This is a genomic window from Stenotrophomonas sp. YJH_SMC_119 (genome assembly GCF_059368315.1).
On record NZ_JCAFRP010000006.1, the window covers coordinates 177,605 to 201,579 of the forward strand.

At 66.4% G+C, this 23,975-nt stretch carries 25 protein-coding genes; 16 read left to right on the forward strand and 9 right to left on the reverse strand.

Annotation, left to right across the window (positions count from 1 at the left end; genetic code table 11):
• Positions 1-39 precede the first annotated feature (39 nt).
• Both ybeY and AC5P6S_RS11490 read right to left on the reverse strand, forming a co-directional pair.
• Positions 40-525 carry an rRNA maturation RNase YbeY gene (ybeY, locus tag AC5P6S_RS11485; RefSeq protein WP_032966554.1) on the reverse strand — a complete coding sequence of 162 codons (486 nt, stop codon included), beginning with the start codon at positions 523-525 and terminating at the stop codon, positions 40-42.
• Complete coding sequence (locus tag AC5P6S_RS11490; RefSeq protein WP_033834734.1) at positions 522-1,508, reverse strand: PhoH family protein; 987 nt, start codon at positions 1,506-1,508, stop codon at positions 522-524. Before AC5P6S_RS11490 ends, ybeY begins: the two co-directional genes overlap by 4 nt.
• Before the next feature lie 481 nt (positions 1,509-1,989).
• On the opposite strand from AC5P6S_RS11490, the gene AC5P6S_RS11495 reads away from it, so the two are divergent.
• From AC5P6S_RS11495 to AC5P6S_RS11505, 3 genes are read left to right on the forward strand one after another with little or no spacing between them, the layout of a single operon-like run.
• Positions 1,990-2,946 (forward strand): HlyD family secretion protein, encoded by a 957-nt coding sequence (locus AC5P6S_RS11495; RefSeq protein WP_005412799.1) that lies wholly within the window; start codon positions 1,990-1,992, stop codon positions 2,944-2,946.
• A gap of 20 nt (positions 2,947-2,966) precedes the next feature.
• On the forward strand, positions 2,967-3,890 hold the full coding sequence (locus AC5P6S_RS11500) for an ABC transporter ATP-binding protein (RefSeq protein WP_005412800.1): 924 nt from the start codon (positions 2,967-2,969) through the stop codon (positions 3,888-3,890).
• Entirely contained in the window at positions 3,887-4,999 is a 1,113-nt protein-coding gene (locus AC5P6S_RS11505; protein WP_164173235.1) for an ABC transporter permease, read from the forward strand. The genes AC5P6S_RS11500 and AC5P6S_RS11505 overlap by 4 nt, the downstream gene beginning before the upstream one ends.
• 157 nt (positions 5,000-5,156) lie before the next feature.
• Here AC5P6S_RS11505 and miaB read toward each other — a convergent pair whose 3' ends face one another.
• Both miaB and AC5P6S_RS11515 read right to left on the reverse strand, forming a co-directional pair.
• A complete protein-coding gene (miaB, locus tag AC5P6S_RS11510; protein WP_005412802.1) occupies positions 5,157-6,575 on the reverse strand; it encodes a tRNA (N6-isopentenyl adenosine(37)-C2)-methylthiotransferase MiaB in 1,419 nt (472 codons plus the stop codon).
• 148 nt (positions 6,576-6,723) lie between these two features.
• Positions 6,724-7,344, reverse strand: coding sequence for a glutathione S-transferase family protein (locus tag AC5P6S_RS11515; protein WP_005408837.1), 621 nt, complete (start codon positions 7,342-7,344; stop codon positions 6,724-6,726).
• A gap of 80 nt (positions 7,345-7,424) precedes the next feature.
• On the opposite strand from AC5P6S_RS11515, the gene AC5P6S_RS11520 reads away from it, so the two are divergent.
• The 7 genes from AC5P6S_RS11520 (at position 7,425) to AC5P6S_RS11550 (ending at position 13,518) form a co-directional block, all read left to right on the forward strand.
• A complete protein-coding gene (locus AC5P6S_RS11520; RefSeq protein ID WP_005412803.1) occupies positions 7,425-8,393 on the forward strand; it encodes a helix-turn-helix transcriptional regulator in 969 nt (322 codons plus the stop codon).
• 46 nt (positions 8,394-8,439) lie between these two features.
• Positions 8,440-9,360 carry a lytic transglycosylase domain-containing protein gene (locus AC5P6S_RS11525; RefSeq protein ID WP_005412804.1) on the forward strand — a complete coding sequence of 307 codons (921 nt, stop codon included), beginning with the start codon at positions 8,440-8,442 and terminating at the stop codon, positions 9,358-9,360.
• A gap of 229 nt (positions 9,361-9,589) precedes the next feature.
• Entirely contained in the window at positions 9,590-10,210 is a 621-nt protein-coding gene (gene petA, locus AC5P6S_RS11530) for a ubiquinol-cytochrome c reductase iron-sulfur subunit (RefSeq protein WP_004151998.1), read from the forward strand.
• Positions 10,210-11,469, forward strand: coding sequence for a cytochrome b (locus tag AC5P6S_RS11535; RefSeq protein WP_005408840.1), 1,260 nt, complete (start codon positions 10,210-10,212; stop codon positions 11,467-11,469). The genes petA and AC5P6S_RS11535 overlap by 1 nt, the downstream gene beginning before the upstream one ends.
• On the forward strand, positions 11,462-12,211 hold the full coding sequence (locus AC5P6S_RS11540; protein WP_005408841.1) for a cytochrome c1: 750 nt from the start codon (positions 11,462-11,464) through the stop codon (positions 12,209-12,211). Before AC5P6S_RS11535 ends, AC5P6S_RS11540 begins: the two co-directional genes overlap by 8 nt.
• Before the next feature lie 134 nt (positions 12,212-12,345).
• Complete coding sequence (locus AC5P6S_RS11545) at positions 12,346-12,981, forward strand: glutathione S-transferase N-terminal domain-containing protein (protein ID WP_005408842.1); 636 nt, start codon at positions 12,346-12,348, stop codon at positions 12,979-12,981.
• A gap of 84 nt (positions 12,982-13,065) precedes the next feature.
• Positions 13,066-13,518 carry a ClpXP protease specificity-enhancing factor gene (locus tag AC5P6S_RS11550; RefSeq protein WP_005412806.1) on the forward strand — a complete coding sequence of 151 codons (453 nt, stop codon included), beginning with the start codon at positions 13,066-13,068 and terminating at the stop codon, positions 13,516-13,518.
• A 46-nt stretch (positions 13,519-13,564) separates the two neighbouring features.
• Here the strand turns inward: AC5P6S_RS11550 and AC5P6S_RS11555 are convergent, their stop codons facing one another.
• From AC5P6S_RS11555 to AC5P6S_RS11570, 4 genes are all read right to left on the reverse strand, one after another.
• Entirely contained in the window at positions 13,565-13,915 is a 351-nt protein-coding gene (locus tag AC5P6S_RS11555; RefSeq protein ID WP_005408844.1) for a DUF3301 domain-containing protein, read from the reverse strand.
• Between the two features lie 67 nt (positions 13,916-13,982).
• Positions 13,983-14,984, reverse strand: coding sequence for a DUF2272 domain-containing protein (locus AC5P6S_RS11560; protein ID WP_005412807.1), 1,002 nt, complete (start codon positions 14,982-14,984; stop codon positions 13,983-13,985).
• Positions 14,985-15,097: 113 nt separating this feature from the next.
• Complete coding sequence (gene nadC, locus AC5P6S_RS11565; protein ID WP_005408846.1) at positions 15,098-15,949, reverse strand: carboxylating nicotinate-nucleotide diphosphorylase; 852 nt, start codon at positions 15,947-15,949, stop codon at positions 15,098-15,100.
• Entirely contained in the window at positions 15,946-16,215 is a 270-nt protein-coding gene (locus AC5P6S_RS11570) for a Trm112 family protein (RefSeq protein ID WP_005408847.1), read from the reverse strand. Before AC5P6S_RS11570 ends, nadC begins: the two co-directional genes overlap by 4 nt.
• Positions 16,216-16,273: 58 nt before the next feature.
• Here AC5P6S_RS11570 and purE point away from each other — a divergent pair, with 58 nt between their 5' ends.
• The 3 genes from purE (at position 16,274) to AC5P6S_RS11585 (ending at position 18,376) form a co-directional block, all read left to right on the forward strand.
• Positions 16,274-16,777, forward strand: coding sequence for a 5-(carboxyamino)imidazole ribonucleotide mutase (purE, locus tag AC5P6S_RS11575; RefSeq protein WP_005412808.1), 504 nt, complete (start codon positions 16,274-16,276; stop codon positions 16,775-16,777).
• Entirely contained in the window at positions 16,774-17,922 is a 1,149-nt protein-coding gene (locus AC5P6S_RS11580) for a 5-(carboxyamino)imidazole ribonucleotide synthase (RefSeq protein ID WP_005412809.1), read from the forward strand. The genes purE and AC5P6S_RS11580 overlap by 4 nt, the downstream gene beginning before the upstream one ends.
• 112 nt (positions 17,923-18,034) lie before the next feature.
• Positions 18,035-18,376 (forward strand): carboxymuconolactone decarboxylase family protein, encoded by a 342-nt coding sequence (locus AC5P6S_RS11585; RefSeq protein WP_005408850.1) that lies wholly within the window; start codon positions 18,035-18,037, stop codon positions 18,374-18,376.
• Positions 18,377-18,491: 115 nt separating this feature from the next.
• On the opposite strand, the gene AC5P6S_RS11590 is transcribed toward AC5P6S_RS11585, so the two are convergent.
• On the reverse strand, positions 18,492-19,070 hold the full coding sequence (locus tag AC5P6S_RS11590) for a superoxide dismutase (RefSeq protein WP_012479673.1): 579 nt from the start codon (positions 19,068-19,070) through the stop codon (positions 18,492-18,494).
• 121 nt (positions 19,071-19,191) lie between these two features.
• Between AC5P6S_RS11590 and grxD the strand changes: the two genes are divergently transcribed.
• The 3 genes from grxD to AC5P6S_RS11605 all read left to right on the forward strand — a co-directional run bounded on the left by grxD (position 19,192) and on the right by AC5P6S_RS11605 (position 23,766).
• Positions 19,192-19,512 (forward strand): Grx4 family monothiol glutaredoxin, encoded by a 321-nt coding sequence (gene grxD / locus AC5P6S_RS11595; RefSeq protein ID WP_005408852.1) that lies wholly within the window; start codon positions 19,192-19,194, stop codon positions 19,510-19,512.
• Positions 19,509-20,285, forward strand: coding sequence for an SDR family NAD(P)-dependent oxidoreductase (locus AC5P6S_RS11600; RefSeq protein ID WP_005412811.1), 777 nt, complete (start codon positions 19,509-19,511; stop codon positions 20,283-20,285). The genes grxD and AC5P6S_RS11600 overlap by 4 nt, the downstream gene beginning before the upstream one ends.
• A gap of 232 nt (positions 20,286-20,517) precedes the next feature.
• Entirely contained in the window at positions 20,518-23,766 is a 3,249-nt protein-coding gene (locus tag AC5P6S_RS11605; RefSeq protein ID WP_080101792.1) for a TonB-dependent receptor, read from the forward strand.
• Positions 23,767-23,975 lie beyond the last annotated feature (209 nt).

Sequence of the window (23,975 nt, forward strand, 5' to 3'; positions counted from 1 at the left end):
CTCTTCCGTGAGTGCGTGGGCTCGGAACAGGGCCCGGTGTCAGCGCTCGCCCGCGTAGGGGTCGTCGATGCCCAGCTCGGCCAGGATCTCCCGTTCCAGCTGTTCCATCGCTTCGGCTTCCTTGTCGTCCTCGTGGTCCCAGCCGAGCAGGTGCAGCACGCCGTGCACGGTCAGGTGCGCGTAGTGGGCGTTGAGCGCCTTGCCCTGTTCGTCGGCCTCCCGCGCTACGACAGGTGCACAGATCACCAGATCGCCGAGCAGCGGGAACTTGACGCCCTTGGGCAGGCCTTCGGGCACTTCGGCCGGGAAGCTGAGCACGTTGGTGGCGTAGTCCTTGCCACGGTAGTGGCGGTTCAACGACTGGCCTTCCTTGGCGTCGACCACGCGGATGGCCAGGTCGGCCTCGCGGATGCGGCCCTTCAGCGCGGCAGCCACCCACCTGCGGAAGCTCACTGCCGCCGGCAGACCGGCACGCGGCAGGGCATAACTGACGGCGACGTCCAGTCGCACGGGACCACGGGTCATGGAGTTGCTCCAGGTTGGATCTGATGCAGGTCGCGGCGGTCGTAGGCGCTGACGATACGCGCCACCAGCGGGTGGCGGACCACGTCGCGGGATTCGAAGAAGGTGAAGCTGACACCCTCCACGTCGCGCAGCACATCGATGGCGTCGCGCAGGCCCGACTTCACGTGCTTGGGCAGGTCGGTCTGGGTCAGGTCACCGGTGACCACTGCGGTGGAGCCGTAGCCGAGGCGGGTCAGGAACATCTTCATCTGCTCGATGGTGGTGTTCTGTGCTTCGTCCAGGATCACGAACGCATCGTTGAGCGTGCGGCCGCGCATATAGGCCAGCGGCGCGATCTCGATGACGTTCCTTTCCAGCAGCTTGACCACCTTCTCCACGCCCATCATCTCGTACAAGGCGTCGTACAGCGGTCGCAGATAGGGATCGACCTTCTGGCTCAGGTCGCCGGGCAGGAAGCCCAGCTTCTCGCCGGCTTCCACCGCGGGACGGACCAGGATCAGCCGCTGCACCCGCGATTCGTTCAGCGCTTCGACTGCGCTGGCCACGGCCAGGAAGGTCTTGCCGGTGCCGGCCGGCCCGATGCCGAAGTTGATGTCGTGGGTTGCGATCTGGTGCAGGTAGCGGGCCTGGTTGGCACCGCGCCCGCGTACCGTGCCGCGCTTGACCTTGATCGCCACCTCCTGCGCTTCGTAGGAGCGTTCGGCGATCTGCTCGACATTGGCCTGCGCCAGGCGCAGGTGGATGGCGTGGTTGTCGAAGGTGGTTTCGCCGGCTTCGGCGTACAGCGCTTCAACCAGCTTCTGCGCCTCGACGATGGCTTCGTTCGGCCCGCTGATGCGGAACACGAAGCCACGGTTGGCGATTTCCACGCCGAGTTTCAGTTCGATCTGCCGCAGGTGCCCGTCGAACGGGCCACACAGGTTGGCCAGCCGTTCGTTGTCTTCCGGCGACAGGGTGAAGTCTCGATGCTCGATGCTTTTCATTGCTTCGGGTGGGGCGGACGCCTTCCACCGCAGTGTATTCAGGGGAGACAAGGGTAGCGCGCGTGCGGGGCACACGGCCAGCAGACGGTCGATACAGCGTTTTCCACACCCGGTGTGGACGGGGGGCGCGAAAACCTGTGGATAGACCTTCGCAATGCTTGTGCCACAAGGCCCATGAGGTCCTGGTGAAAAAAACGTCATGGTCGCTCGTCGCTTCGGCAGCACTGCCACGGGGGCCTGCACGGGGGCATTCATCGTGACGACAGTGCAGGTTTCGTTGCCGGGTGAGCAACAAAGCCGGGCGCTGGCGGATTTCCACAACGGTTGTGGAATGATGCCGAATCAACCTGTGGATAGGTGGTGCGGAGCCTTGCAGCAAAAGGCGTGCCGGCGTGTGGCGAAAAAACCGCCAGGGCTGATCGGAATCATTGAGGGTGCACGGGGCACATGGCACCGTGTCGCCGTCGCAGGAGGGGATGGCATGGGCATCGGCAACGGGATGCGAGGAGTCGGACTGGCGGGCATCGGCCTGCTGGCCGGGTGTGTGCAGTCAACACCGACTGCACTGGGCACGCTGGAGTGGGACCGGATCACGGTGCCGGCGCCGGCGGCCGAAGTGATCGCCACGGTGGAGGTGCGCGAGGGACAGCAGGTCAAGGCCGGCGCCGTGCTGATGCAGCTCGACCCGGCCCGCGGCGACGCGCAGTTCGCCGCAGCGCAGGCTGATACGGCGCGTGCGCAGGCGCAGCTGGAAGAACTGAAGATCGGCCCACGCCAGGAGCAGATCGCGCAGGCCCAGGCGCAACTGGCCGCGCTGCGCGCACAGGCTGCCGAAGCAAGTGCCTATTACCGGCGGGTCCAGCCGTTGGCACAGCAGCGCTTGATTGCCGCCGCTGAGCTGGATCGTGCACGTGCCGCCGCCGGCAATGCCGAGGCCAGCGTGCGTGCTGCCGAGCAGGCCTGGCTGGAGCGGGTGCACGGCAGCCGTGTGCAGGATATCGCCCAGGGCCAGGCCGTCGCCGATGCCGCGCAGGCGCAACAGGCAGTGCAGGCCGTGAACCTGCAGAAGCTGCAATTGCGTGCGCCGCGCGACGGCGTGGTCGATGCCTTGCCTTACCGGCAGGGCGACCAGGCGCCGGTCGGCGCGCCGCTGGCGGTGATGCTGGTCGGCGAGCGCCCCTATGCGCGCGTCTACCTGCCGCAGCCATTGCGGTTGCAGGTCAAGGTCGGGCAGGTCGCGCAGGTGCACCTGGAAGGGCAAGGCACTGCGTTGAAGGGGCATGTGCGCTCGATCCGCAGCGAGCCTTCATTTACTCCGTACTACGCACTGACCGGTGACGACGTCGCGCGCCTGAGCTACCTCGCCGAGATCGAAGTGGACGCTCCCTCCGACATGCAGAAGCTGCCGGCGGGAATGCCGGTGCAGGTGAGCTTCTGAACACCGGCAACGACATCGCGGTGCATGCCCAGGGCCTGACCCGCCGCTTCGGCGATCTGCTGGCCGTGGACAATGTCGACCTGACCGTGCCGCGTGGCCAGGTCTATGGCTTCCTGGGCCCGAACGGGTCGGGCAAGTCGACCACCATCCGCATGCTGTGCGGCCTGCTGGAACCGAGTGCCGGCCAGATCGAGGTGCTCGGCCTGGCCGTGCCGGAGCAGGCCGAGGCACTGCGCCGGCGCATCGGCTACATGACCCAGCGCTTCTCGTTGTATGAAGACCTTTCGGTGCGCGAGAACCTGGAATTCCTCGCCGCCATCCAGGACCTGCCGCGTATGCAGGCCCGGCAGCGGGTCGACGAACTGCTGCAGCAGTACCGTCTCCTGGACCGGCAGCCGCAGCTGGCCGGCACCCTCAGTGGTGGCCAGAAGCAGCGCCTGGCGCTGGCCGGCGCCGTCGTGCACGCGCCCGAGCTGTTGTTCCTGGACGAGCCGACCAGCGCGGTCGACCCGGAGTCACGCCGCGATTTCTGGGAGGCCCTGTTTGAACTTGCCGACGCCGGTACCACCGTGCTGGTATCGACCCACTACATGGACGAAGCCGAGCGCTGCCACCGGCTGGCGATCCTCGATCGAGGCGCGCTGGTCGCCGATGGCACGCCGGCCGAACTGTGTGCACGGCTGGACGGCCGCACGCTGCAGGTCACGTCGGCGCAGCCGCGGCAGGCCAGCCGCGCATTGTCTGAGCTGCCCGGCGTGCTGAGCGTGGCACAGATCGGCACGCAGCTGCGCGTGCTGTGCAGCGAGGCGGCCGCCGATACGCCAGCGTTGCGGCGCGCGCTGGCCAACGCCGACCCGCAGGCCCGCATCGAGGCGGTGGCGCCGAACCTGGAAGACGTCTTCGTCGCCGCCACCCGCGGCCGTGGCCGGGAGCCAGCGGCATGAACCTGCGCCGGCTGTGGGCGATCATGCTCAAGGAATTGCGCCAGCTGCGCCGCGACCGCATCACGCTGGCGATGATCGTCGGCATTCCGGTGATGCAGCTGCTGCTGTTCGGCTACGCGATCAATCTCAATCTGCGCCACCTCGACGCCGGTGTCGCCGACCAGGCCAACAGTGCGGCGTCACGCGCGCTGGTGCAGGACATGGTCGCCACCGGCGTGATCACGCCGCGCAGCGAAGCCTATACGCCCGACCAGTTGATGCAGGCGCTGCGGCGTGGCGAGATCAGTGTCGGCATCGTGGTGCCGGCCGACTTCGAGCGCCGTCGCTTCGATGGACGCGAGGCGGTGCAGGTGCTGGTTGATGGCAGCGACACCGTGGTGCAGAGCGCGGCGATCCAGCTGGCGCAGGTGCCGCTGGAGACGCGACCGACCAGCAACACGCGGCCGCTGCGCGAAGGCAGCATCGCCGGGGGTCCAATCAGCGTGACCAGCTTCTACAACCCGCAGCGGCGTTCGGCGGTGAACATCGTGCCAGGCCTGATCGGGGTGATCCTGACCATGACCCTGGTGATGTTCACGGCGGTGGCGGTGGTGCGTGAACGCGAGCGCGGCAACATGGAGCTGCTGATCGCCACGCCGGTGTCAAGCAGCGAACTGATGGTCGGCAAGGTGCTGCCCTATGCAGCCATCGGCCTGCTGCAGACCACGCTGGTGCTGGCGCTGGGCACCTGGCTGTTCCAGGTGCCGATCCGCGGCAGCCTGCTCGATATCTACCTAGCCGCGGTGCTGCTGGTGCTGGCCAACCTGGCGCTGGGCCTGCTGATTTCCACGCGCGCTCGCTCGCAGTTCCAGGCGATGCAGATGACGTTGTTCCTGTTCCTGCCGTCGATCCTGCTGTCGGGCTTCATGTTCCCGTTCGCGGGCATGCCGCGGCCGGTGCAATGGCTGGCCGAAGTACTGCCGCTGACCCACTTCCTGCGCCTGGTGCGCGGCATCATGCTGCGCGGCGCCTCGCTGTGGGAGCTGTGGCACGACGCGCTGGCGCTGCTGGGCTTCATCGCGGTGATGATGACCCTGGCGATCCTGCGTTTCCGCAAGCGTTTGGATTGAGGCATGCCGACCAACGGTCGGCATCCACCCTGGTAGGTGCCGGCCGCCTGCCGGCATCAACTCCGGCAGGTGCCGGCCACTGGCCGGCATCAATTCGGTGGGTGCCGACCGTTGGCCGGCATCAATTCGGTGGGTGCCGACCGTTGGTCGGCGCACCTTATTCCGCCACCACGCGGGCGCGCAGCGAATTGGTCAGCGCCTCGGTGATCACCACATCCACGAACTGGCCGATCAGCCGCGCCGGCGCCGGGAAGTTCACCGAACGCATGTTCTCGGTCTTGCCGGTCAGTTCGTTCGGGTTCTTGCGCGAAGGGCCTTCCACCAGCACGGTCTGCACGGTACCGACCATCTTCTCGGAGATGCCGGCAGCGTGCGCATTGATGCGCGCCTGCAGGCGCGACAGGCGCGCGTGCTTCTCGGCATCGCTGATCGTGTCCTCCAGGTCGGCCGCCGGGGTACCCGGGCGGCGCGAATAGATGAAGGAGAAGCTGTGGTCGAAGCCGATGTCCTCGATCAGCTTCATGGTCTTCTCGAAATCGGCATCGGTTTCGCCGGGGAAGCCGACGATGAAGTCCGAGCTGATCGAGATGTCCGGGCGCACCGCGCGCAGCTTGCGGATCTTCGACTTGAATTCCAGCGCGGTATAGCCGCGCTTCATCGCCGACAGTACGCGGTCGCTGCCGGCCTGCACCGGCAGGTGCAGGAAGTTGGCCAGCTGCGGCACGTCGCGGAACGCATCGATCAGCGAGTCGCTGAACTCCAGCGGGTGCGAGGTGGTGAAGCGGATGCGGCCGACGCCGTCGATCTCGGCGATGGTCCGGATCAGCAGGCCGAGATCGGCGAACTCGCCATCTCCATAGGGGCCGCGATAGGCATTGACGTTCTGCCCGAGCAGGTTGATTTCGCGCACGCCCTGCGCGGCCAGCTGCGCCACTTCCACCACCACGTCCTCGAACGGGCGGCTGACTTCGGTGCCGCGGGTGTAGGGCACCACGCAGAACGAGCAGTACTTCGAGCAGCCTTCCATGATCGACACGAACGCCGAAGCGCCTTCGGCACGCGGTTCCGGCAGACGGTCGAACTTCTCGATCTCGGGGAAGCTGATGTCCACCTGCGGGCGCTTCTGCTCGCGTCGGGCGCGGATCAGCTCCGGCAGCCGGTGCAGGGTCTGCGGGCCGAACACAAGGTCCACGAACGGCGCACGCTTGATGATCGCCTCGCCTTCCTGCGAGGCAACGCAGCCGCCCACGCCGATGATGACCTCGCGGCCCTTGTTCTTCAGGCCCTTCCAGACGCCCAGCTGGCTGAACACCTTCTCCTGCGCCTTCTCGCGGATGGAACAGGTGTTGACCAGGATGACGTCGGCGTCTTCCGGGGTATCGGTCAGTTCCAGGCCATCGCTGGCGGCGAGCACGTCGGCCATCTTGGCCGAGTCGTACTCGTTCATCTGGCAACCGTGGGTCTTGATGTACAGCTTGCCTTTCACCTGGTCGGGCTTGCGCGGACCGGCGGGCAGGGCAACGAGCGGGGCACCGCCCGGCGGGGCGGGCGGAAAGACGTCTGGCGTCCCGGTCATGGCGCTTAATCCATTCGGGTGGCGGGAAAGCCGGCAATTCTACCTGCATCCCGGCGCGTACGCCGCGCTGTGCGCTCGCGGGGCACGGCCCCGCGCTACCCGCATCCCGCCGGCCCCGGTAGCGCCGGGCGGTGCCCGGCGGGCGCCCTTACGCCGCCGCCAGCTCCGCATCGATCTGCCGCGAACGGTCGAACGCGGTCATCGCGCTCATCCGTGCGATGTAGTCAGCCGTGGCCGGCGCCGGCTGTACCAGGCCAAAGGCCGTGGTCCACGCCAGTGCATTGCCCCACAGCACGTCGGCGGCGCTCATGACCTCGCCCAGCAGGTACGGGCCCTGCGCCAGCTGGGCCTCGACCACCTGCAGCACGGTCTCGGCATCGTTGTACGGCGACATCAGGCGCGGCGGCGGCTCGCGGTGCATCGCCTTGTCGATCATCGCCGGCTCGAAACAGGCGCCATAGAAGGCCATCCAGCGCAGGTAGGGGCCGCGCAGGGCGTCGCCGATCGGCGGTGCCAGCCCGGCTTCCGGGTAAAGGTCGGCCAGGTACAGATAGATCGCCACCTGCTCGGTCACCAGTGCGCCGTTGTGGACGATGGCCGGCACCTTGCCCATCGGGTTGATGGCCAGGTAGGCCGGGGCCAGGTTGGCGCCGGCTTTCAGGTCCAGCACCTGCATGCGGTAGTCGGCACCCAGCGCTTCGAGCAGGGCCACGGCGCCGCTCGAGCGGGAACGGGCGGCGTGGTAAAGGGTGATCTGGCGTGAATTCATGGCATTGCTCCTTGCGGTGGGTGGTGAACTGGAGGCCATCCTGGGGCACTATTGCGGACGACTTCTGTCCTCGATCCTTCATGCGCCATACCGCCCATCGTCTGCTGCGCCTGATCGCCCTGCTGCAGGCCCGCCGCCAGTGGTCCGGGGCCGAGCTGGCCGAGCGCATGGGCGTGGACCGGCGCAGCATCCGCCGTGATATCGAGCGCCTGCGCGAGCTGGGCTATCCGGTGCAGGCCTCGTCCGGGGTCGGCGGCGGCTACCAGTTGGGGGCCGGGGCCCCGGTGCTGCCGATGCTGCTGGACGAGGAGGAGGCGACCACCCTGGCCATCGCCCTGCGCGCAGCCTCGGCCACCGTTGCCGGGATCGACGACACCGCGCGTGGCCTGTTGTCCAAGCTCGATCCGCTGGTGCCGACCCGTCGTCGCCAGCAGGCCGGCGAGGTGCATGCAGCGACGGCCACCCTGTCCGACCTTCCGTCCACCGACGCACGCCTGCTCGGGCGGCTGGCCCAGCACTGCCGACAGGCGTCACGGCTGGCCTTCGAGTACCGCAGCGCGCAGGAAGCCGTCACCCAGCGCGAGGTCGAGGCCCAGCACCTGGTCAATTACGGGCGACGCTGGTATCTGCTTGCCTGGGACCTGGGGCGGCAGGACTGGCGCACCTTGCGCGTGGACCGCATGGGCGCCGTACGTGAGTGCGCCGGGCCGGGCCTGCACCGGCGCGCCCCGGCGCCGCCTGATGTGATGGTGCGGCAGGCGGTCAGCCAGGCGCCGTTCGCGCTGCAGGCCATCCTCCGCCTGTCCGGCAGCCATTCCGAGCTGGAAGGCCGCATCCCGCCGTGGTGTGGAGTACTGGAAGCGGATGGCCCCGACCACTGCCTGCTGCGCATGGGCGCCGAGAGCCGCGGCATGATGCTGGCGCAGATTCTCAGCCTGGACCGCCTGCCCGTGGCGCTTTGGACCACCCCGCCGGGCCTGCGCGACGAACTGGCACAGCGCCTGGCGGGCCTCGGCCAGCTGCTGGCTGTGCCGCCGGTCACAGGCTGAGCCACGTCGCTTGGCAAGCCCCGGCGAAGCTGGGACACTCGCCGCCATGAAGGGGATACTGGGGACAACGGCGATCATCATCGCTGCGCTGACCGCTGCGCCGGCCAGCGCTGGAACCCTGTACAAGTGCCAGGGGCCTGATGGCGTTACCAGTTATGTGAGCAAGCGGGTGGCGGGTGCGCGCTGCAGCACCATCAGCTACACCCGTGACACCCGCCCGGCACCTCGACCGGTGGTGGCCGCGCCCAGGCCGGCACCGACCACGGTGGCCAGCATCGAACGCAATCCGGTGGCCGTTGCCGCGAGTGCCGCAGCGCCGGCAACGGTCGCGCCTGCGTCCGTGCCGGCATCCGGTCCCGCACAGCCGGTCGCCTCGCGCAGCGGGCGCATGGTCAGTGGCCAGGTGTATTCCTTCATGAAGGATGGCGTGCGCCACTACACCAGTGCGCGCCCGACACAGGTGGCCAACCTCGGCCCGGTCCGGACCATCCGCTACAGCTTCATGGAGCGCTGCTATGCCTGTGGGGTCAATCCACGCGTGGACTTCGGCACCGTGCGACTGAACACCTCGGCCTTCCAGGCCGAGATCACCTCGGCCGCGCGCGAGTTCGGTGTGGAGGAGGCGGTGGTGCGCGCCATCATCCATGCCGAGTCGGCCTACAACCCGACCGCGCTCAGCCGTGCTGGCGCGCAGGGCCTGATGCAGCTGATGCCGCCGACCGCCGCGCGCTTCGGTGTAAGCGATTCCTATGACGCCGGGCAGAACATCCGTGGCGGCGTGCAGTATCTTGCGTGGTTGCTGAAACGCTTCAATGGCGACCTGACCCTTGCCGCAGCCGGCTACAACGCTGGCGAAGGCGCGGTCGACCGCCACGGTGGCGTGCCGCCCTACAGCGAGACCCAGTACTACGTGCGCCGGGTCGGGCAGCTGGCCGAGCGTTACCGCACCGCCCTGAGTCACCAGTAGGTGCCGACCGTTGGCCGGTACTCCTTGAACGGTAGGTGTCGACCGTTGGTCGGCACTCCTTTGAAAGGTCGTGCCGGCCGCTGGCCGGCAACCCCGCAATCAATGTTGTTGCAATGCGTTGTGTGGCGCGCGACGGTTCCGCTACACTCGACCGTGATTCAATGCGGCTCTGGCCCCCACCGGATCCGCTGGCAGCCTTAAAGCTACCTAATCAATATCGGAGTGCCGGATGGCCAACGATGGGGTACACGATCCAGTCAACACCGGACGTCGGCGTTTTCTTTCTGCCACCACAGCCGTGGTGGGCGCCGTCGGCGTCGGATTCACCGCAGTTCCTTTCATCAAATCCTGGAACCCCAGTGCCCGCGCCAAGCTTGCCGGCGCACCGGTGGTGGCCGACATCAGCGCCCTGCAGGAAGGCCAACGCCTGATCGTGGAATGGCGTGGCCAGCCGATCTGGATCGTCAAGCGGTCCAAGGCCATCCTCGATGCGCTGCACGGGCTGGACGGCCGGCTCAAGGACCCCGAGTCCGGCGAGAAGGACCAGCAGCCGGACTACGTGCTGAAGCAGAACCCCGAACTGCGCTCGATCAAGCCGGATATCTCCGTACTGGTCGGCCTGTGCACGCACCTGGGCTGCTCGCCGGAAATGGTCGCCGAAATCCGGCCTGAGCCCTACGACCCGCAGTGGAAGGGCGGTTACTTCTGCCCGTGCCACAAGTCGCGCTTCGACATGTCCGGACGCGTCTTCAAGGACGTGCCGGCGCCGATCAACCTGAAGGTGCCCGCGCACCATTACCAGGACGACAACACCATCATCATCGGTGTCGATCCGCAGGGGGCTGCCTGATGGCCAATATCCTCAGCCGTACCGCCAGCGGCGTGGCCGACTGGGTCAACGCCCGCGCGCCCGGCCTGATGCCGGTCTACCGGAAGCACGTCAGCGAGTACTACGCACCGAAGAACTTCAACATCTGGTACTACTTCGGTTCGCTGGCGCTGCTGGTGCTGGTCAACCAGATCGTCACCGGCATCTTCCTGACGATGCACTACAAGACCAGCGCCGCCGAGGCGTTCGGCTCCATCGAATACATCATGCGCGATGTGGAGTGGGGCTGGCTGATCCGCTACATGCACTCCACCGGTGCCTCGCTGTTCTTCATCGTGGTCTACCTGCACATGTTCCGTGGCCTGCTGTACGGCAGTTACCAGAAGCCGCGCGAGCTGGTGTGGATCCTCGGCATGCTGATCTACCTGGTGTTGATGGCCGAAGCCTTCATGGGCTACGTGCTGCCGTGGGGCCAGATGTCGTTCTGGGGCGCCAAGGTGATCATCTCGCTGTTCGGCGCGATACCGGTGATCGGCAACGGCCTGACCGAATGGATCATGGGCGATTACCTGCCCAGTGACGCCACGCTCAACCGTTTCTTCGCGCTGCATGTCATCGCTCTGCCGCTGGTGCTGTTGCTGCTGGTGGTACTGCACCTGGGCGCGCTGCACGAAGTGGGTTCGAACAACCCCGATGGCGTGGAGATCAAGAAGGGGCCGAAGGGCAACCGCTGGTCGCCGAACGCACCGGCCGATGGCATTCCGTTCCACCCGTACTACACGCTCAAGGATGGCGTCGGCGCCGGTTTCCTGCTGATCATCGCCGCCTTCATCATCTTCTTCGCGCCCGGTTTCGGCGGCCTGTTCCTGGAGCACGACAACTTCACCGAGGCCAACCGCCTGGTGACCCCGGAACACATCAAGCCGGTCTGGTACTACACGCCTTACTACGCGATGTTGCGCGTGGTGCCGAACAAGCTCGGTGGCGTGCTGGTGATGTTCTCGGCCATTGCGATCCTGTTCCTGGTGCCGTGGCTGGACAAGGCCAGGGTGAAGTCGGTGCGCTACCGCGGCTGGATATCGAAGGTGATGCTGGGCGTGCTGGCGGTGTGCTTCGTGTGGCTGGGCGTGATTGGTTCCGGCCCGGGCACCGACGTGCACGAGACCTACATCGGGCGGGTGCTGACCTTCCTGTACTTCGCGTTCTTCATCACCATGCCGCTATGGACACGGTTGGACAAGACCAAGCCGGTACCGGAGAGGGTGACCACCCATGACTGATCGCTGGATGGTCCGGTTGGCCCTGACGGCCACCCTGATGCTGGGCAGTTTCCTGGCCTCCGCCGCCGAAGGTGGCACCAAGCTGCTGCAGGCCGGCAACGATCTGGGCGACCGCGCTTCGCTGCAGCGCGGCGCGCAGCTGTACATGAACTACTGCTCCGGCTGCCACGCGCTGAAGTACCTGCGCTATTCGCGGATGGCGCAGGACCTGGGCCTGACCGAGGAAGAGGTGATGAACAACCTCAACTTCACCGGCTCGGCGATCGGCGACCCGATCCCGGTGGCGATGCCCAAGGAGAACGCGGAGAAGTGGTTCGGCAAGATGCCGCCCGATCTCAGCCTGATCGCGCGCGTGCGGGGCAGTGACTGGGTCTACACGTACCTCAAGTCGTTCTACCTGGACAGCAGCCGGCCGCTGGGCTGGAACAACGCGCTGTTCGCCAATGCCTCCATGCCCAACCCGCTGTGGGAGATGCAGGGCCTGCAGCATGCGGTCCATGGCAAGGCGGAAGCGCCCGGCATGGACCCGCCGGTGACCGGCCTGAAGATCGAAACGCCGGGGTCGGTCGATGCCGGGCAGTACGACCAGGCGGTGCGGGACATCACCAACTTCCTCGAGTATGCCGGCGAACCGGCCGCGCTCAAGCGCCAGCAGCTGGGCGTGTGGGTGATCCTGTTCCTGGCCCTGCTCACCTTCCTGCTGTACCTGCTGAAGAAGGAATACTGGAAGGACGTTCACTGAATCTGCCGCCGGCCATCGCACGGGCCTATTGGCTTTTGTGATGGTCGGTTGCACACTCGGGGAGGAGTCGACCGCCGGCACGGTGCCGGCGGCGCCGATGCGGCAGGCGGTCTCCTGTCGTGGGAGAGCCTTTGATGGCGGCGAGCGTACGCATGCGCAATACACTGACGCTGTTTTCCTCGAACGACGATGTACTGTGCCACCGTGTACGCCTGGTGCTGGCGGCCAAGGGTGTGACCTTCGACTTCGTTCCGGTCGATCCGCAGAACCCGCCTGAAGACCTGATCGACCTCAATCCGTATCACTCGGTGCCGACCCTGGTCGAACGCGAGCTGGTGCTGTACGCCGCATCAGTGGTCAGCGAGTACCTGGACGAACGTTATCCGCATCCGCCGCTGATGCCGGTCGATCCGCTCTCGCGTGCGCGCATCCGCCTGGCGATGCTGCGCATCGAGCACGACTGGGTGCCACAGGTGCAGGCCATCCAGCTCGGCAACAAGACCCAGGCCGAGGCTGGCCGCAAGCGCCTGAAGGAGCTGCTGACCGCCTCGCTGCCGCTGTTCAAGGCCAGCAAGTTCTTCCTCAACCCGGAAATGAGCCTGGCCGACTGCGCGATGGCGCCGATCATCTGGCGCCTGCAGTCGCTGGACGTACCGCTGCCGAAGGACGGCAAGGCGATCGAGGACTACGGCAACCGCATCTTCCGCCACCCCGGTTTCGTCCGCAGCCTGACCGATCAGGAAAAGAAGCTGCGCGATCTGCCGGTCTGATCCGGGCCTGCGTTACCCGTCTGCACGCCGACCGGCGTGCAGGTGATCCGCCCCGGCGGGGCGCCGGGCGCGTACACTTCACGCATGACCGAAGACTTCTTCCACATGACCAGCCACCGCCCGTACCTGCTGCGGGCGCTGGTGGAATGGATCAACGACAACCAGCTGACCCCGCACATCCTGGTCGACGCCGGCGTTCCCGGCGTGCAGGTCCCGCCTTCGGCGGTCAAGGATGGCCGGGTCGTGCTCAACATCGCCGAACGTGCTGTCGTGCGGCTGATGATCGACAACGAGATGGTGAGCTTCTCGGCGCGCTTCTCCGGTACCAGCTACCCGGTGCAGGTGCCGATCAGCGCCGTGCTGGCCGTCTACGCCCGCGAGACCGGGCAGGGCATGGCGCTACCGGATGACATCCCGGGCAACGAGACCGCTCCGACCAGCGATGAGCTGCTGCACGAGGAAGGCACGCCGCCGGACGATACGCCGCCAGCCAGCCCGCCGCCTAAGGGGCGCCCGAACCTGCGCGTGGTCAAGTAACCAGGTAACGGTGGGTGCCGACCATTGGTCGGCACGCCTTCAGCCCTTACACATCCTCGGCATCGTCCACATCCGCGCGGATCTGGCTGATCCGCGCCGCGCCCGGACCAGTGAATGAGATCAGCTGGTCGCCGCGCAGCACCATGCGGCCCACGTGGCGATCGATGCCGTCGTAGGAATACTCGAACTTGAAGGTACGTTCGAAGCCGAGCCGGCCATCTTCGCCGCGCGACAGGCGCAGGCCGGTGGCGTGCACCGCCTGATCCAGCCATTGCACGTCGGCAGCACGGCAGGCATTGCGCCCCAGTTCGACCGCGCGCTCGGCGGCCGAACGCGCCGCGTTCCAGAAGAAATAGATGATTCCGCCGGCAATCAGCAACAGCAGCAGGGTGGGCATGGCGTCAGCCGTCAGGGGTCGATCCCGCAAAGATGGCGGCGAACGCGCGCGGGATCAAGCGCTGCACTCACCGCCGCGGCTGCGGTTCGCTGGACATCGGCTGCGCGGGCACGATGACCGGTTGCGGTGCCGGAGTGGGCTGCATCGGCGTCGCAGTGGGCGAGGGCATCACCAGCGGTGAGGTTGCAGTGAGCTGCAGCAGCGCTGCCCAGTCCTGCCGGTTGAAGCTGCATTCGTCCTCGCGACCTGGTGTGCAGCCGGGGTCGATGCCGGTGCTGTTGCGTTCGCGTGCCGGAGGCAGCTTGATCAGCCCCGTACGATCCAGCTGCAGCAACCGCATCGCTACGGTGTTCATCACGTTGCCACCGACCAGGTACAGGGTCTGGTCGCCGCCGAGGTTGGCCGCCACCACCACTTCGCAATGCGATTTCCAGTGGCCCACCGAGCCATTGCCCAGTGCCTGCACCAGCCCGCTGTAGCTGAGCGTGGTGCTGCGGTCGCGCAGGAAGCACAGCAGGTCGCCCGGTGCGGGTTTGGCCGTGGCCGGGTCGACCAGCCGGTACGGCACGCCCGAGGGGCCGCCCTGGTAGGCGGCACGGATGTAGTCGATGTGGCGTGGCGACGTATTGAAGCCAGGAACGCCGGACTGGACCATCACCCAGGAAATGAACGCGGCCGACCACGGGTTGTCGATCAGGAAGGCGCGGCAGTCGCTGTCGGTGTAGCGCGTGCCCAACGGCGCCAGGCAGCTGCTGGCGCCCGCGATGCTGCCCATCGCATTGAGCGTGCCGCTGTTGCGCCAGTAGCCGGCCACGCGCTGCCAGGCGATCAGGCCATTGTCTGCCAGGTGATCGCTTTCGGCCTCGGTGACGCTGAGGCTGGCGGCACGGCCTTCACGATCGATGAAGGGCCGGTACCAGAGCCGGTGCTCATTGCAGGCGGTGTTGCGGATGGCCACCGCCAACGGACTCAGGCCGAAGCGGGGCGGAACATCGCAGGCTTCGGCGGCCGCTGCGGACAACGGTGCCGCGGCCAGCAGCAGGCAGGCAGGCAAGAGCATCCGGCGCATGCGCGGCTCCTGTGGGGGATACCTCAGCGTCGCAGCGCTGTCGTGAACGCCGGGTGTGAGAACGGGGTCAGATCCCTTTTCCACGGGAAAAGGGATCTGACCCCGGCCAGGCCTCAACCCGGCGGCGGGCCCAGCTTCAGCGACAGATCGATGGCCTGCACGTGCTTGGTCAGTCCACCGATGGAGATGCAGTCAACGCCGTCCTCGGCGATCGAACGCAGGCCGCCCAGGCCCACGCTGCCTGACACTTCCAGCGGAATGCGGCCGGCCGTGATGCGCACTGCCTCGCGGCGCAGGTCGGGGCTGAAGTCATCCAGCAGGATGCGTTCGCAACCGGCTTCCAGCGCCTGGCGCAGCTGGGCCAGGTCCTCGACCTCGACCACCAGCGGCAGCGCGGGCCATTGCCGGCGCGCGGCGGCCACCGCCGCGGCCAGCGAACCGGCGGCACGGATGTGGTTTTCCTTCAGCATCACCGTGTCATAGAGGCCGAAGCGGTGGTTGTCGCCGCCGCCACAGCGCACTGCGTACTTCTGCGCCAGGCGCAGGCCAGGCAGAGTCTTGCGGGTGTCGAGGATGCGCGTGCCGGTACCGGCCACCGCCGCCACGTAGCGGGCAGTGGTGGTGGCGGTGCCAGACAGCGTCTGCAGGAAGTTCAGCGAGGTGCGTTCGGCGCTGACCAGGCTGCGGCTGCGCCCGTGCAGCAGGGCCAGCACGGTGCCTGCGGTGACCGCGTCACCTTCGGAGACACGCCATTCGATGCGCACGTCCGGGTCGAGTGCGCGGTGGGTGGCGTCGAACCACGGACGGCCGGCAATCACCCCGTCCTGCTTGCACAGCAGGTAAGCGCTGTCGGCCTGGTCGGGCAGCAGGGCGGCGGTGACGTCGCCGCTGCCCAGGTCCTCGGCCAGCGCCCGCGCGACATCGGCGGCGACAACGGCCGCATCCGGCGTCGGCAGCGCGCTCATGCGGCCGGGAAGTCGGCGATCTGGGCGGTCGGGATGGCTTCTTCGGCCAGCAGCACCGGGATGCCGTCGTCAACGCGGAACACCTGCTTGCGGTCGCGGGTGACCAGCGCTTCGCGCAGCGGCTGCGCCAGCGGGTTGCCATCGGCCTTGTTCACCGCGCCGGCCGAAATGGCCTTGTTGAGGGCTTCCAGGCCCTTGCCATCCAGCAGGGACAGGGGCTGGCGGGTGTCCGGCGACACCAGCAGGTCGAGCAGCTTGCGATCCATGGTTCTTCGTCTTGCGTGGAAGATGGCTAGAATACGTCTTTAAGGCAGGTGACGGCCAATGACCCCCAACCCGATCGCGCCGCTTGTCGGCATCGTCATGGGTTCCCGTTCCGACTGGGAAACCATGCAGCACGCCGCCCAGAAGCTTGAAGCCCTGGGTGTTCCGTTCGAAGTGAAGGTGGTGTCCGCGCATCGGACGCCGGATGTGTTGTTCAGTTACGCCGAGCAGGCGGGCCCGCGTGGCCTGCGCGCGATCATCGCCGGCGCCGGCGGGGCCGCCCACCTGCCGGGCATGATCGCCGCCAAGACCGCCGTGCCGGTGCTGGGCGTGCCGGTGCAGTCCAAGGCCCTCAACGGCATGGATTCGCTGCTGTCGATCGTGCAGATGCCGGCCGGCATTCCGGTTGCCACCTTCGCCATCGGCAATGCCGGCGCGTCCAACGCGGCGCTGTTCGCTGCTGCGATGCTGGCCAGCGACCAGCCGGCGATCGGCCAGGCGCTCGACGCCTTCCGTGCACGCCAGACCGAAGACGTGATGGCCCACGACGATCCGCGCCAATGAGCCTGACCGTCGGCATCCTGGGCGGCGGCCAGCTCGCCCGCATGATGGTTCTGGCCGGTGCGCCGCTGGGACTGCGCTTCCAGCTGTACGACCCGGCGGCCGACGCCTGCAGTGGCCCGCTGGCGCCGCTCACCGTCGGTGCCTTCGATGACCGCCACGCGCTGGCGGACTTCGCCGCCAAGGTCGATGTGGTCACTTTCGATTTCGAGAACGTGCCCGCAGACAGCGCGCAGTTCCTGGCCGACCGCGTGCCGGTCTATCCGCCGCCGGCCGCGCTGGCGGTGGCCCAGGACCGGTTGAGCGAGAAGACCCTGTTCCAGCAGTTGGGCATCCCGCTGCCGGCCTTCGCTGATATCCGCAGCCGTGACGAGCTGGCTGCGAAGGCGGCTGAGTTCGGCCTGCCGTGCATCCTCAAGACCCGCCGCCTTGGTTATGACGGAAAGGGCCAGTTCCGCCTGCGCAGCGAGGCCGACATCGACGCCGCGTGGGATGCACTGGGCGCGCAGGTCGAGCGTACCGGCCTGATCCTGGAAGGCTTCGTGGCGTTCCAGCGCGAGGTCAGCGTGGTCGCCGTGCGTGGCCGCGATGGCAGCTTCGAAGCCTGGCCGGTCACCGGCAACTGGCATGTCGACGGCGTGCTGTCGGCCAGCGTGGCACCGGCTGTGCTGTCCGATGCCGAGCAGCAGGCCGCGATCGGCTATGCCCGCCGTGTCGCCGAGCACCTGCAGTACGTCGGCGTGTTCGCGCTGGAGCTGTTCTGTCGCGATGGCGAGCTGTTGGCCAACGAGATGGCGCCGCGCGTACACAACTCCGGCCACTGGACCATCGAGGGCAGCGAGACCTCGCAGTTCGAGAACCATCTGCGTGCCGTGCTGGGCCTGCCGCTGGGCAGCACCCGCATGCTCGGCCACGCCTGCATGCTGAACTGGCTGGGCGCGATGCCTGGCCCGGCACCGGTGCTGGGCCAGGCCAGCGGCCATTGGCACGACTATGGCAAGGAGCCGCGCGAAGGCCGCAAGGTCGGCCACGCCACGTTGCGCGATGACGATGCTGCCGCGTTGGCCGATGCGCTGGAGCAGGTCGGCCTGGAGCTGGATCGCCAGGCCCAGGTGGCGCCGGCGGTGCACGCGCTGCGCAATCGCTGAGCCCGGTAGTGCCGGCCGCTGGCCGGCAGTGCAACGCTGTGAAGCGCCGGTGCAGGCATCGGCGCAACATTCCCGGTGGTAGCGTGGAGCTCCTTTCACAGGAGTCACCCCCATGCTCGACTGGAATGCCTACCGCAAGGAACTGAAGGGCCGTATCGGTGAGATCGGCAAGCTCTCACCGGATACGGTCAAGGGCTACGCCACCCTGGCCAACGCTGGCGCGCAGACCAACCACCTCGATGCGAAGACCCGCGAGCTGATCGCGTTGGCGGTGGCGGTGACCACCCGCTGCGACGGCTGCATCACCGTGCACGTGGATGCCGCGCTGAAGCACGGTGCCAACCGCGAGGAAATCGCCGAGGCGCTGGGTGTGGCGGTGTCGCTCAATGCCGGTGCGGCGCTGGTGTACTCGGCGCGGGTGATGGATGCGGTGGCCGCGCACGAGAACGCGTGAAGCCACGCTCTGCTTTCCGGTAGTGCCGGCCGCTGGCCGGCAGATTCGCCATCTCTTGTACACCGATGGGGATGCCGGCCAACGGCCGGCACTACCCCGGGGCGGAGCCGTTGCCTCAGCGTAGCTGGCTCTCAGCGAATTCCCAGTTGACCATCTGCCAGAACGCATCCAGATAACGCGCGCGGTCATTCTGGTAGTCGGTGTAGTAGGCGTGCTCCCAGACATCGCAGCACAGCAGCGGCGTACTTTCACCCGTCAGCGGCGTGCCGGCATTGCGGGTCGCCTGGATGCCCAGCTGTCCGCCCGGATGCTGCACCAGCCACACCCAGCCGGAGCCGAACAGGCCCAGCGCGGTGCGGTTGAATTCCTCGCGCAGGCGCTGCACGTCGCCGAACTGGCGCTTCACCAGCTCGCCCAGGCGGCCCTGCGGTTCGCCACCGCCACGGGGCCGCAGGCACTGCCAGTAGAAACCGTGGTTCCACGCCTGGGCGGCCGCATCGAACAGCTTGCCCTGGGCCTGGCGGACGATCTCTTCCAGTGGCGCGTCTTCCCACTCGGTGCCGAGGATGCCGGCATTGACCGCATCCACGTAGGCGCGATGGTGGCGGCCGTGGTGCAGCTCCAGGGTCTGTGCGGACAGGTGCGGCTGCAGGGAGCCGGAAAGGTAGGGCAGGGCAGGCAATTCGACAGGCATGGACAGGTTCGTGGCCAGAGGGGCGGCGACAGCCGGTTCCATCCGCTTACAATGGCGGCTACCGTGGGCAGTCTAGCCGACCACCGCGGTCGGTTTGTCCGGCGAAGCAAGGAGTGAGGTTGTGGCGGTAATGCAGCAAATCCAGGCCGAGGTCGATCGTTACCCGCTCGTGCTGTTCATGAAGGGCACCCCGCAATACCCGATGTGCGGTTTCTCCAGCCGCGCCGTACAGGCGTTGATGGCTGCCGGCGCGGTCACCCTGCGCACCGTCAACGTGCTGGAAGAACCCGAGATCCGCGCCAACCTGCCGCGGTTCTCCAACCTGCCGACCTTCCCGCAGCTGTTCATCAATGGAGAGCTGATCGGCGGCTGCGACATCGTCCTGGAACTGTTTGAAGCCGGCGAGCTCAAGCGCATCGTCGAAGAGGCGACCCAGGGATGAGTGCCTGGCCATCGACGTCACCGACCAACGGGGCGCTCGATGGCCGCCCGTTGCAGGATCGCGTGGTGCTGGTTGCCGGCGCCGGCGGTGGGCTGGGCAGTGCGGCGGCCGTTGCCGCCGCCGCCGCCGGGGCCACCGTGGTCCTGCTGGGCCGCAAGCCGCGCCGCCTGGACCGTGTCTACGCCCAGGTCCAGGCCGTCGGCCCGGAACCGCTGCTGTATCCGCTGGATCTGGAGGGTGCGGGCCCCGACGACTATGCCGAACTGGCCCAGGCCCTGCAGCGCGAGCTGGGGCGCCTGGATGGAGTGCTGGTCTGTGCCGCCCATTTCCCCGGATTGACCCCGTTCGAACTGGCCGACCCGGCCAGTTTCGCCCGTGCGGTGCATGTCACGCTCACTGCCCCGGCGTGGCTGGCCCAGGCCTGTCTGCCGCTGCTGCGGCAGCGCGAGGACGCGGCCCTGGTGTTTGCGGTCGATGCCTCCGAACGGGTGGGGCAGGCCTATTGGGGGGGATACGGTGTGGCCCAGCATGGCCTGCGCGGGCTGATCACCAGCCTGCATGACGAACTCGGCCGCAGCCCGGTGCGGGTCAGCGGCCTGTATCCGGGCCCCCTGCGCACGGCGCTGCGCGCCAGGGCCTATTCCGTCGACCAGGACCCGGCCGCCCGGGGCCCGGAGGCCGCCGCTGCGGCGGCCGTGACCCTGCTGTCCAGCGCTGGGCTTGCCTGGCGGGGCCGGATTCTCGACGCCAGTGAGGCGCCCCTGCCGGAATGAGGCCGGGGGAAAGGCGGAGTGAAGATCCCGTCACGATTGCGTTGCGATCCGGTGCCGTTTGTCGCACAACCGTCACATTGATGGCGTAGCGTGTTAATCTAGTGTTAACCGTTGTGGCTGCCTTCAGCCAAGCGGTAGGGAACCCCAGATAAATCTCCGACCAGCCACCCGCAGGGCTGTTTGGATGCGCTTTTTTTCCGCCATCGCCAACTCGCATCGAGGCTACCGAAAAATGACCCACCCACTCCGGATGTCCAAGCTCACCCTTGGTCTCGTGGCTGCGCTCGCCGCCGCTCCCGCCTTCGCCCAGAGCACCTCTGCCGGTGTCGGCGGCCAGGTGATGTCCGCCGCAGGCCAGCCTGTCGCCGGCGCTGAAGTCACCATCACCCACACCGAGTCGGGCACCGTTTCGCGTGCCACCACCGATGCGTCGGGTCGATACAACGCGCGCGGCCTGCGCGTGGGTGGTCCGTACACCATCACCATCACCAAGTCCGGTGAAGGCACCAAGACCGAAGAGGGTGTCTACCTGAACCTGAACCAGGTCAACACCGTCAACGCCAACCTGGGCGGTGACCTGGCTGCGACCAACCTGGACGCGGTGAACGTTGTTGCGACCGCCGGCGGCCTGGACCTGTTTAGCGCCAACAAGATGGGCACCGGCAGCAACGTGACGCGCGAAACGATGGACGCGCTGCCGTCGGCCAACCGCAACATCCAGGACTACATCCGCCTGGACCCGCGCATCTCGCAGGTCAGCAAGGCTGACGGCGCGATCTCGGCCGGTGGCCAGAACACCCGCTACAACGCCATCCGCATCGACGGCATCAGCGCCTCCGATCCGTTCGGCCTGGGCTCCAACAACCTGCCGACCGAGCGTCAGCCGGTGTCGATGGATGCCATCCAGGAAATCAACATCGACCTGGCCAACTACGACACCACCATCGCCGGCGGTACCGGTGCGGTGATCAACGCCGTGACCAAGTCGGGTACCAATGAGTTCCACGGCACCGTGTACGGCTCGTACCGCGACAAGGACATGGTCCGTTCGCGCCTGGAAGGTGACAAGTCGGACTTCAATGGTTTCAAGGACGAGAAGACCTACGGCATGACGTTCGGCGGTCCGATCCTCAAGGACAAGCTGTTCTTCTTCACCAACTATGAAAAGTACGAGCGTAGCGGCGGCGGCGTGAGCCTGAGTGACAGCCCGTACAACAAGGATCCGTCCAAGGGCGGCATCAGTGACGCCGACATCTCGGCAGTCCAGAAGCGCATGAGTGATCTGGGCTATCCGGTCGGCGGCGTTGACGGTCTGAACAACAAGACGACGATCGAAGAGTACGCCGTCAAGCTCGACTGGAACATCAACGAGAACCACCGTGCGGCCTTGCGCTACAACAAGATGAAGCAGGACGTCGTCCGCTTCCCGCAGGTCAGCAGCAGCGCGCTGTCGCTGAGTGACTTCTGGTACACCCAGCCGACCCAGTACGAAACCTGGATGGGTGAACTGTTCAGTGACTGGTCCGAGAACTTCTCGACCGAGTTCAAGGTTTCGCACAAGGACTACTCGTCCAATCGTGTCGCGGCTTCGCACCTGCCGCAGATGCGCGTGCGCTTCGGCAACAACTCGCTGTACCTGGGCACCGAGCAGAACACTCACACCAATCTGGTCGAGTCGAAGGAACTTAGCGCCTTCGGTGCCGGTACCTGGTACATCGGTGACCACACCGTCAAGTTCGGTTTCGATTACACCGACAATAACCTGATGAACTTCTACGGCCGTAATCTGTACGGCGCGTACGACTTCCGCGACTTGGCGTCGTTCCTGAAGGGTACCGCCAACGGCTACCAGCTGCGCGTGCCGCGTCCGGGTGGCAGCTTGGATGATATTCCGGCCAAGTTCCATCTGAAGAACACTGGCCTGTTCATCCAGGACACCTGGGCGATCAACTACAACCTGAGCCTGATGTTTGGTGTCCGTCTTGATATCCCGGACTTCACCAGCCAGAACAAGTACAACACCGACATCCAGTCGCGCTACGGCTACGACAACACCAAACTGGTGGACAAGAGCCTGTTCCAGCCGCGTGTTGGCTTCAACTACACCTTCGACAGCGATCGTCCGACCCAGCTGCGCGGTGGCGTTGGCTTGTTCGGCGGTGCAGCACCGAACGTGTGGCTGGCAGGTGCCTACCAGAACACCGGTCTGAACTACGTCGAGTACAACGTCAGTGGCAACCCGGGTGGTTTCAGTGCTGATGCCGACAATCCGTTCATTCCGGATCCGTCGAAGATCATTGCTCGCCAGAACGTGGACATTATCGCTCCGGGCACCCGCCTGCCGTCGGTGTGGAAGGCCAACCTGGCGTTCGACCATGAGCTGCCGTGGTACGGCATCGTGGCGTCGGCTGAAGTGCTGTTCACCAAGGTCAAGGATGGTCTGTACTTCGAACGTCTGGACCTGACGGACGGCAAGGGCAAGGGTGCGACCTTCGTTTCGGCGCAGGACGGTCGTGAGCTGTACTGGAACCCGGCAGGTCTGAATCAGGCCAACAGCAAGATCGACAGCCGTTCCGGCGACAACCTGGGCATGGAGAACGGCACCAACGGCGCGCTGAACCGCGCCAACCGTCCGAACAACATCGGTGACGTGATGTTGCTGCGCAACACCGACAAGGGTCGTGGCAGCCAGGCTACCTTCTCGCTGGCCAAGCCGCTGACCGAGAACTGGGGCTGGTCGCTGGGTTACACCTACACCCAGTCGAAGGAAGTTAGCCCGCTGACCAGCTCGCAGAACACCTCGAACTGGAACAACACCCAGATCCTGAACGCCAACGAGAACATCGCGTACAACTCGCGCTATGCAATCAAGGACCGTATCACCGGCACCCTGGAGTGGAAGCACAACTTCTTCGGTGACAACGCTACCCGTATCGGCCTCTTCTACGAAGGTCGCTCGGGCCGTCCGTACAGCTACGTGTTCTACAACGATGCCAACGGCGACAGCGCCATCGGCAACGATCTGTTCTACGTGCCGAAGGGTGTGGGCGACGTGCTGTTCACTGGCGGCGCAACGATGGAGAAGAAGTTCTTCGATTGGCTGGCGCAGAACCCGGAACTCGAGGCCTACCGTGGCAGCGTGGTCCCGGCCAACTCGCACCGCGCCAAGTGGGTCAACAGCTTCGACGTTCGTATCAGCCAGGAATTCCCAGGCTTCGTGAAGGGTCACAAGGGTGAAGTCGCCCTGGACATCATGAATGTCGGCAACCTGCTGAACAAGAAGTGGGGCCTCATTGACGACTACGGCTTCTATGCAACCCGCCGCGTGGGCAACTTCGCAGGTATCGATCCGGCCACCGGGAAGTATGTGTACTCGTTCACCGGTGCGGATGATTCCTCGATCCAGGAAAACAACAATGACAAGGGCAACACTGCCGTGTCGCGTTGGTCCATGCAGCTGACTGTGAAGTACAAGTTCTGATCCGTCAGAGCTTGATGATGTAAACGGAAACGGCCGGGGAAACCCGGCCGTTTTCCGTTCAGGCGAAAGTCCTTGCAGGCCACTCTGCATCGGCGTAGCATCCAGAAATGTGCGCGGTGCCAACGCCGCCGATGCGGTCCCGGAAAGGCGAACGCGGGGAGCACACATCCAACGGTCGGGCTTCCCGGCCGTTTTGCTTTTTAAGGGGG

Excerpts from the sequence above, each read along its gene's own strand:
- ybeY (WP_032966554.1), bottom strand. The coding sequence starts at position 525 with ATGACCCGTGGTCCCGTGCGACTGGACGTCGCCGTCAGTTATGCCCTG.
- AC5P6S_RS11490 (WP_033834734.1), bottom strand. The coding sequence starts at position 1,508 with ATGAAAAGCATCGAGCATCGAGACTTCACCCTGTCGCCGGAAGACAAC.
- AC5P6S_RS11495 (WP_005412799.1), top strand. The coding sequence starts at position 1,990 with ATGGGCATCGGCAACGGGATGCGAGGAGTCGGACTGGCGGGCATCGGC.
- AC5P6S_RS11505 (WP_164173235.1), top strand. The coding sequence starts at position 3,887 with ATGAACCTGCGCCGGCTGTGGGCGATCATGCTCAAGGAATTGCGCCAG.
- miaB (WP_005412802.1), bottom strand. The coding sequence starts at position 6,575 with ATGACCGGGACGCCAGACGTCTTTCCGCCCGCCCCGCCGGGCGGTGCC.
- AC5P6S_RS11515 (WP_005408837.1), bottom strand. The coding sequence starts at position 7,344 with ATGAATTCACGCCAGATCACCCTTTACCACGCCGCCCGTTCCCGCTCG.
- AC5P6S_RS11520 (WP_005412803.1), top strand. The coding sequence starts at position 7,425 with ATGCGCCATACCGCCCATCGTCTGCTGCGCCTGATCGCCCTGCTGCAG.
- AC5P6S_RS11525 (WP_005412804.1), top strand. The coding sequence starts at position 8,440 with ATGAAGGGGATACTGGGGACAACGGCGATCATCATCGCTGCGCTGACC.
- petA (WP_004151998.1), top strand. The coding sequence starts at position 9,590 with ATGGCCAACGATGGGGTACACGATCCAGTCAACACCGGACGTCGGCGT.
- AC5P6S_RS11535 (WP_005408840.1), top strand. The coding sequence starts at position 10,210 with ATGGCCAATATCCTCAGCCGTACCGCCAGCGGCGTGGCCGACTGGGTC.
- AC5P6S_RS11540 (WP_005408841.1), top strand. The coding sequence starts at position 11,462 with ATGACTGATCGCTGGATGGTCCGGTTGGCCCTGACGGCCACCCTGATG.
- AC5P6S_RS11545 (WP_005408842.1), top strand. The coding sequence starts at position 12,346 with ATGGCGGCGAGCGTACGCATGCGCAATACACTGACGCTGTTTTCCTCG.
- AC5P6S_RS11550 (WP_005412806.1), top strand. The coding sequence starts at position 13,066 with ATGACCGAAGACTTCTTCCACATGACCAGCCACCGCCCGTACCTGCTG.
- AC5P6S_RS11555 (WP_005408844.1), bottom strand. The coding sequence starts at position 13,915 with ATGCCCACCCTGCTGCTGTTGCTGATTGCCGGCGGAATCATCTATTTC.
- AC5P6S_RS11560 (WP_005412807.1), bottom strand. The coding sequence starts at position 14,984 with ATGCGCCGGATGCTCTTGCCTGCCTGCCTGCTGCTGGCCGCGGCACCG.
- nadC (WP_005408846.1), bottom strand. The coding sequence starts at position 15,949 with ATGAGCGCGCTGCCGACGCCGGATGCGGCCGTTGTCGCCGCCGATGTC.
- AC5P6S_RS11570 (WP_005408847.1), bottom strand. The coding sequence starts at position 16,215 with ATGGATCGCAAGCTGCTCGACCTGCTGGTGTCGCCGGACACCCGCCAG.
- purE (WP_005412808.1), top strand. The coding sequence starts at position 16,274 with ATGACCCCCAACCCGATCGCGCCGCTTGTCGGCATCGTCATGGGTTCC.
- AC5P6S_RS11580 (WP_005412809.1), top strand. The coding sequence starts at position 16,774 with ATGAGCCTGACCGTCGGCATCCTGGGCGGCGGCCAGCTCGCCCGCATG.
- AC5P6S_RS11585 (WP_005408850.1), top strand. The coding sequence starts at position 18,035 with ATGCTCGACTGGAATGCCTACCGCAAGGAACTGAAGGGCCGTATCGGT.
- AC5P6S_RS11590 (WP_012479673.1), bottom strand. The coding sequence starts at position 19,070 with ATGCCTGTCGAATTGCCTGCCCTGCCCTACCTTTCCGGCTCCCTGCAG.
- AC5P6S_RS11600 (WP_005412811.1), top strand. The coding sequence starts at position 19,509 with ATGAGTGCCTGGCCATCGACGTCACCGACCAACGGGGCGCTCGATGGC.
- AC5P6S_RS11605 (WP_080101792.1), top strand. The coding sequence starts at position 20,518 with ATGACCCACCCACTCCGGATGTCCAAGCTCACCCTTGGTCTCGTGGCT.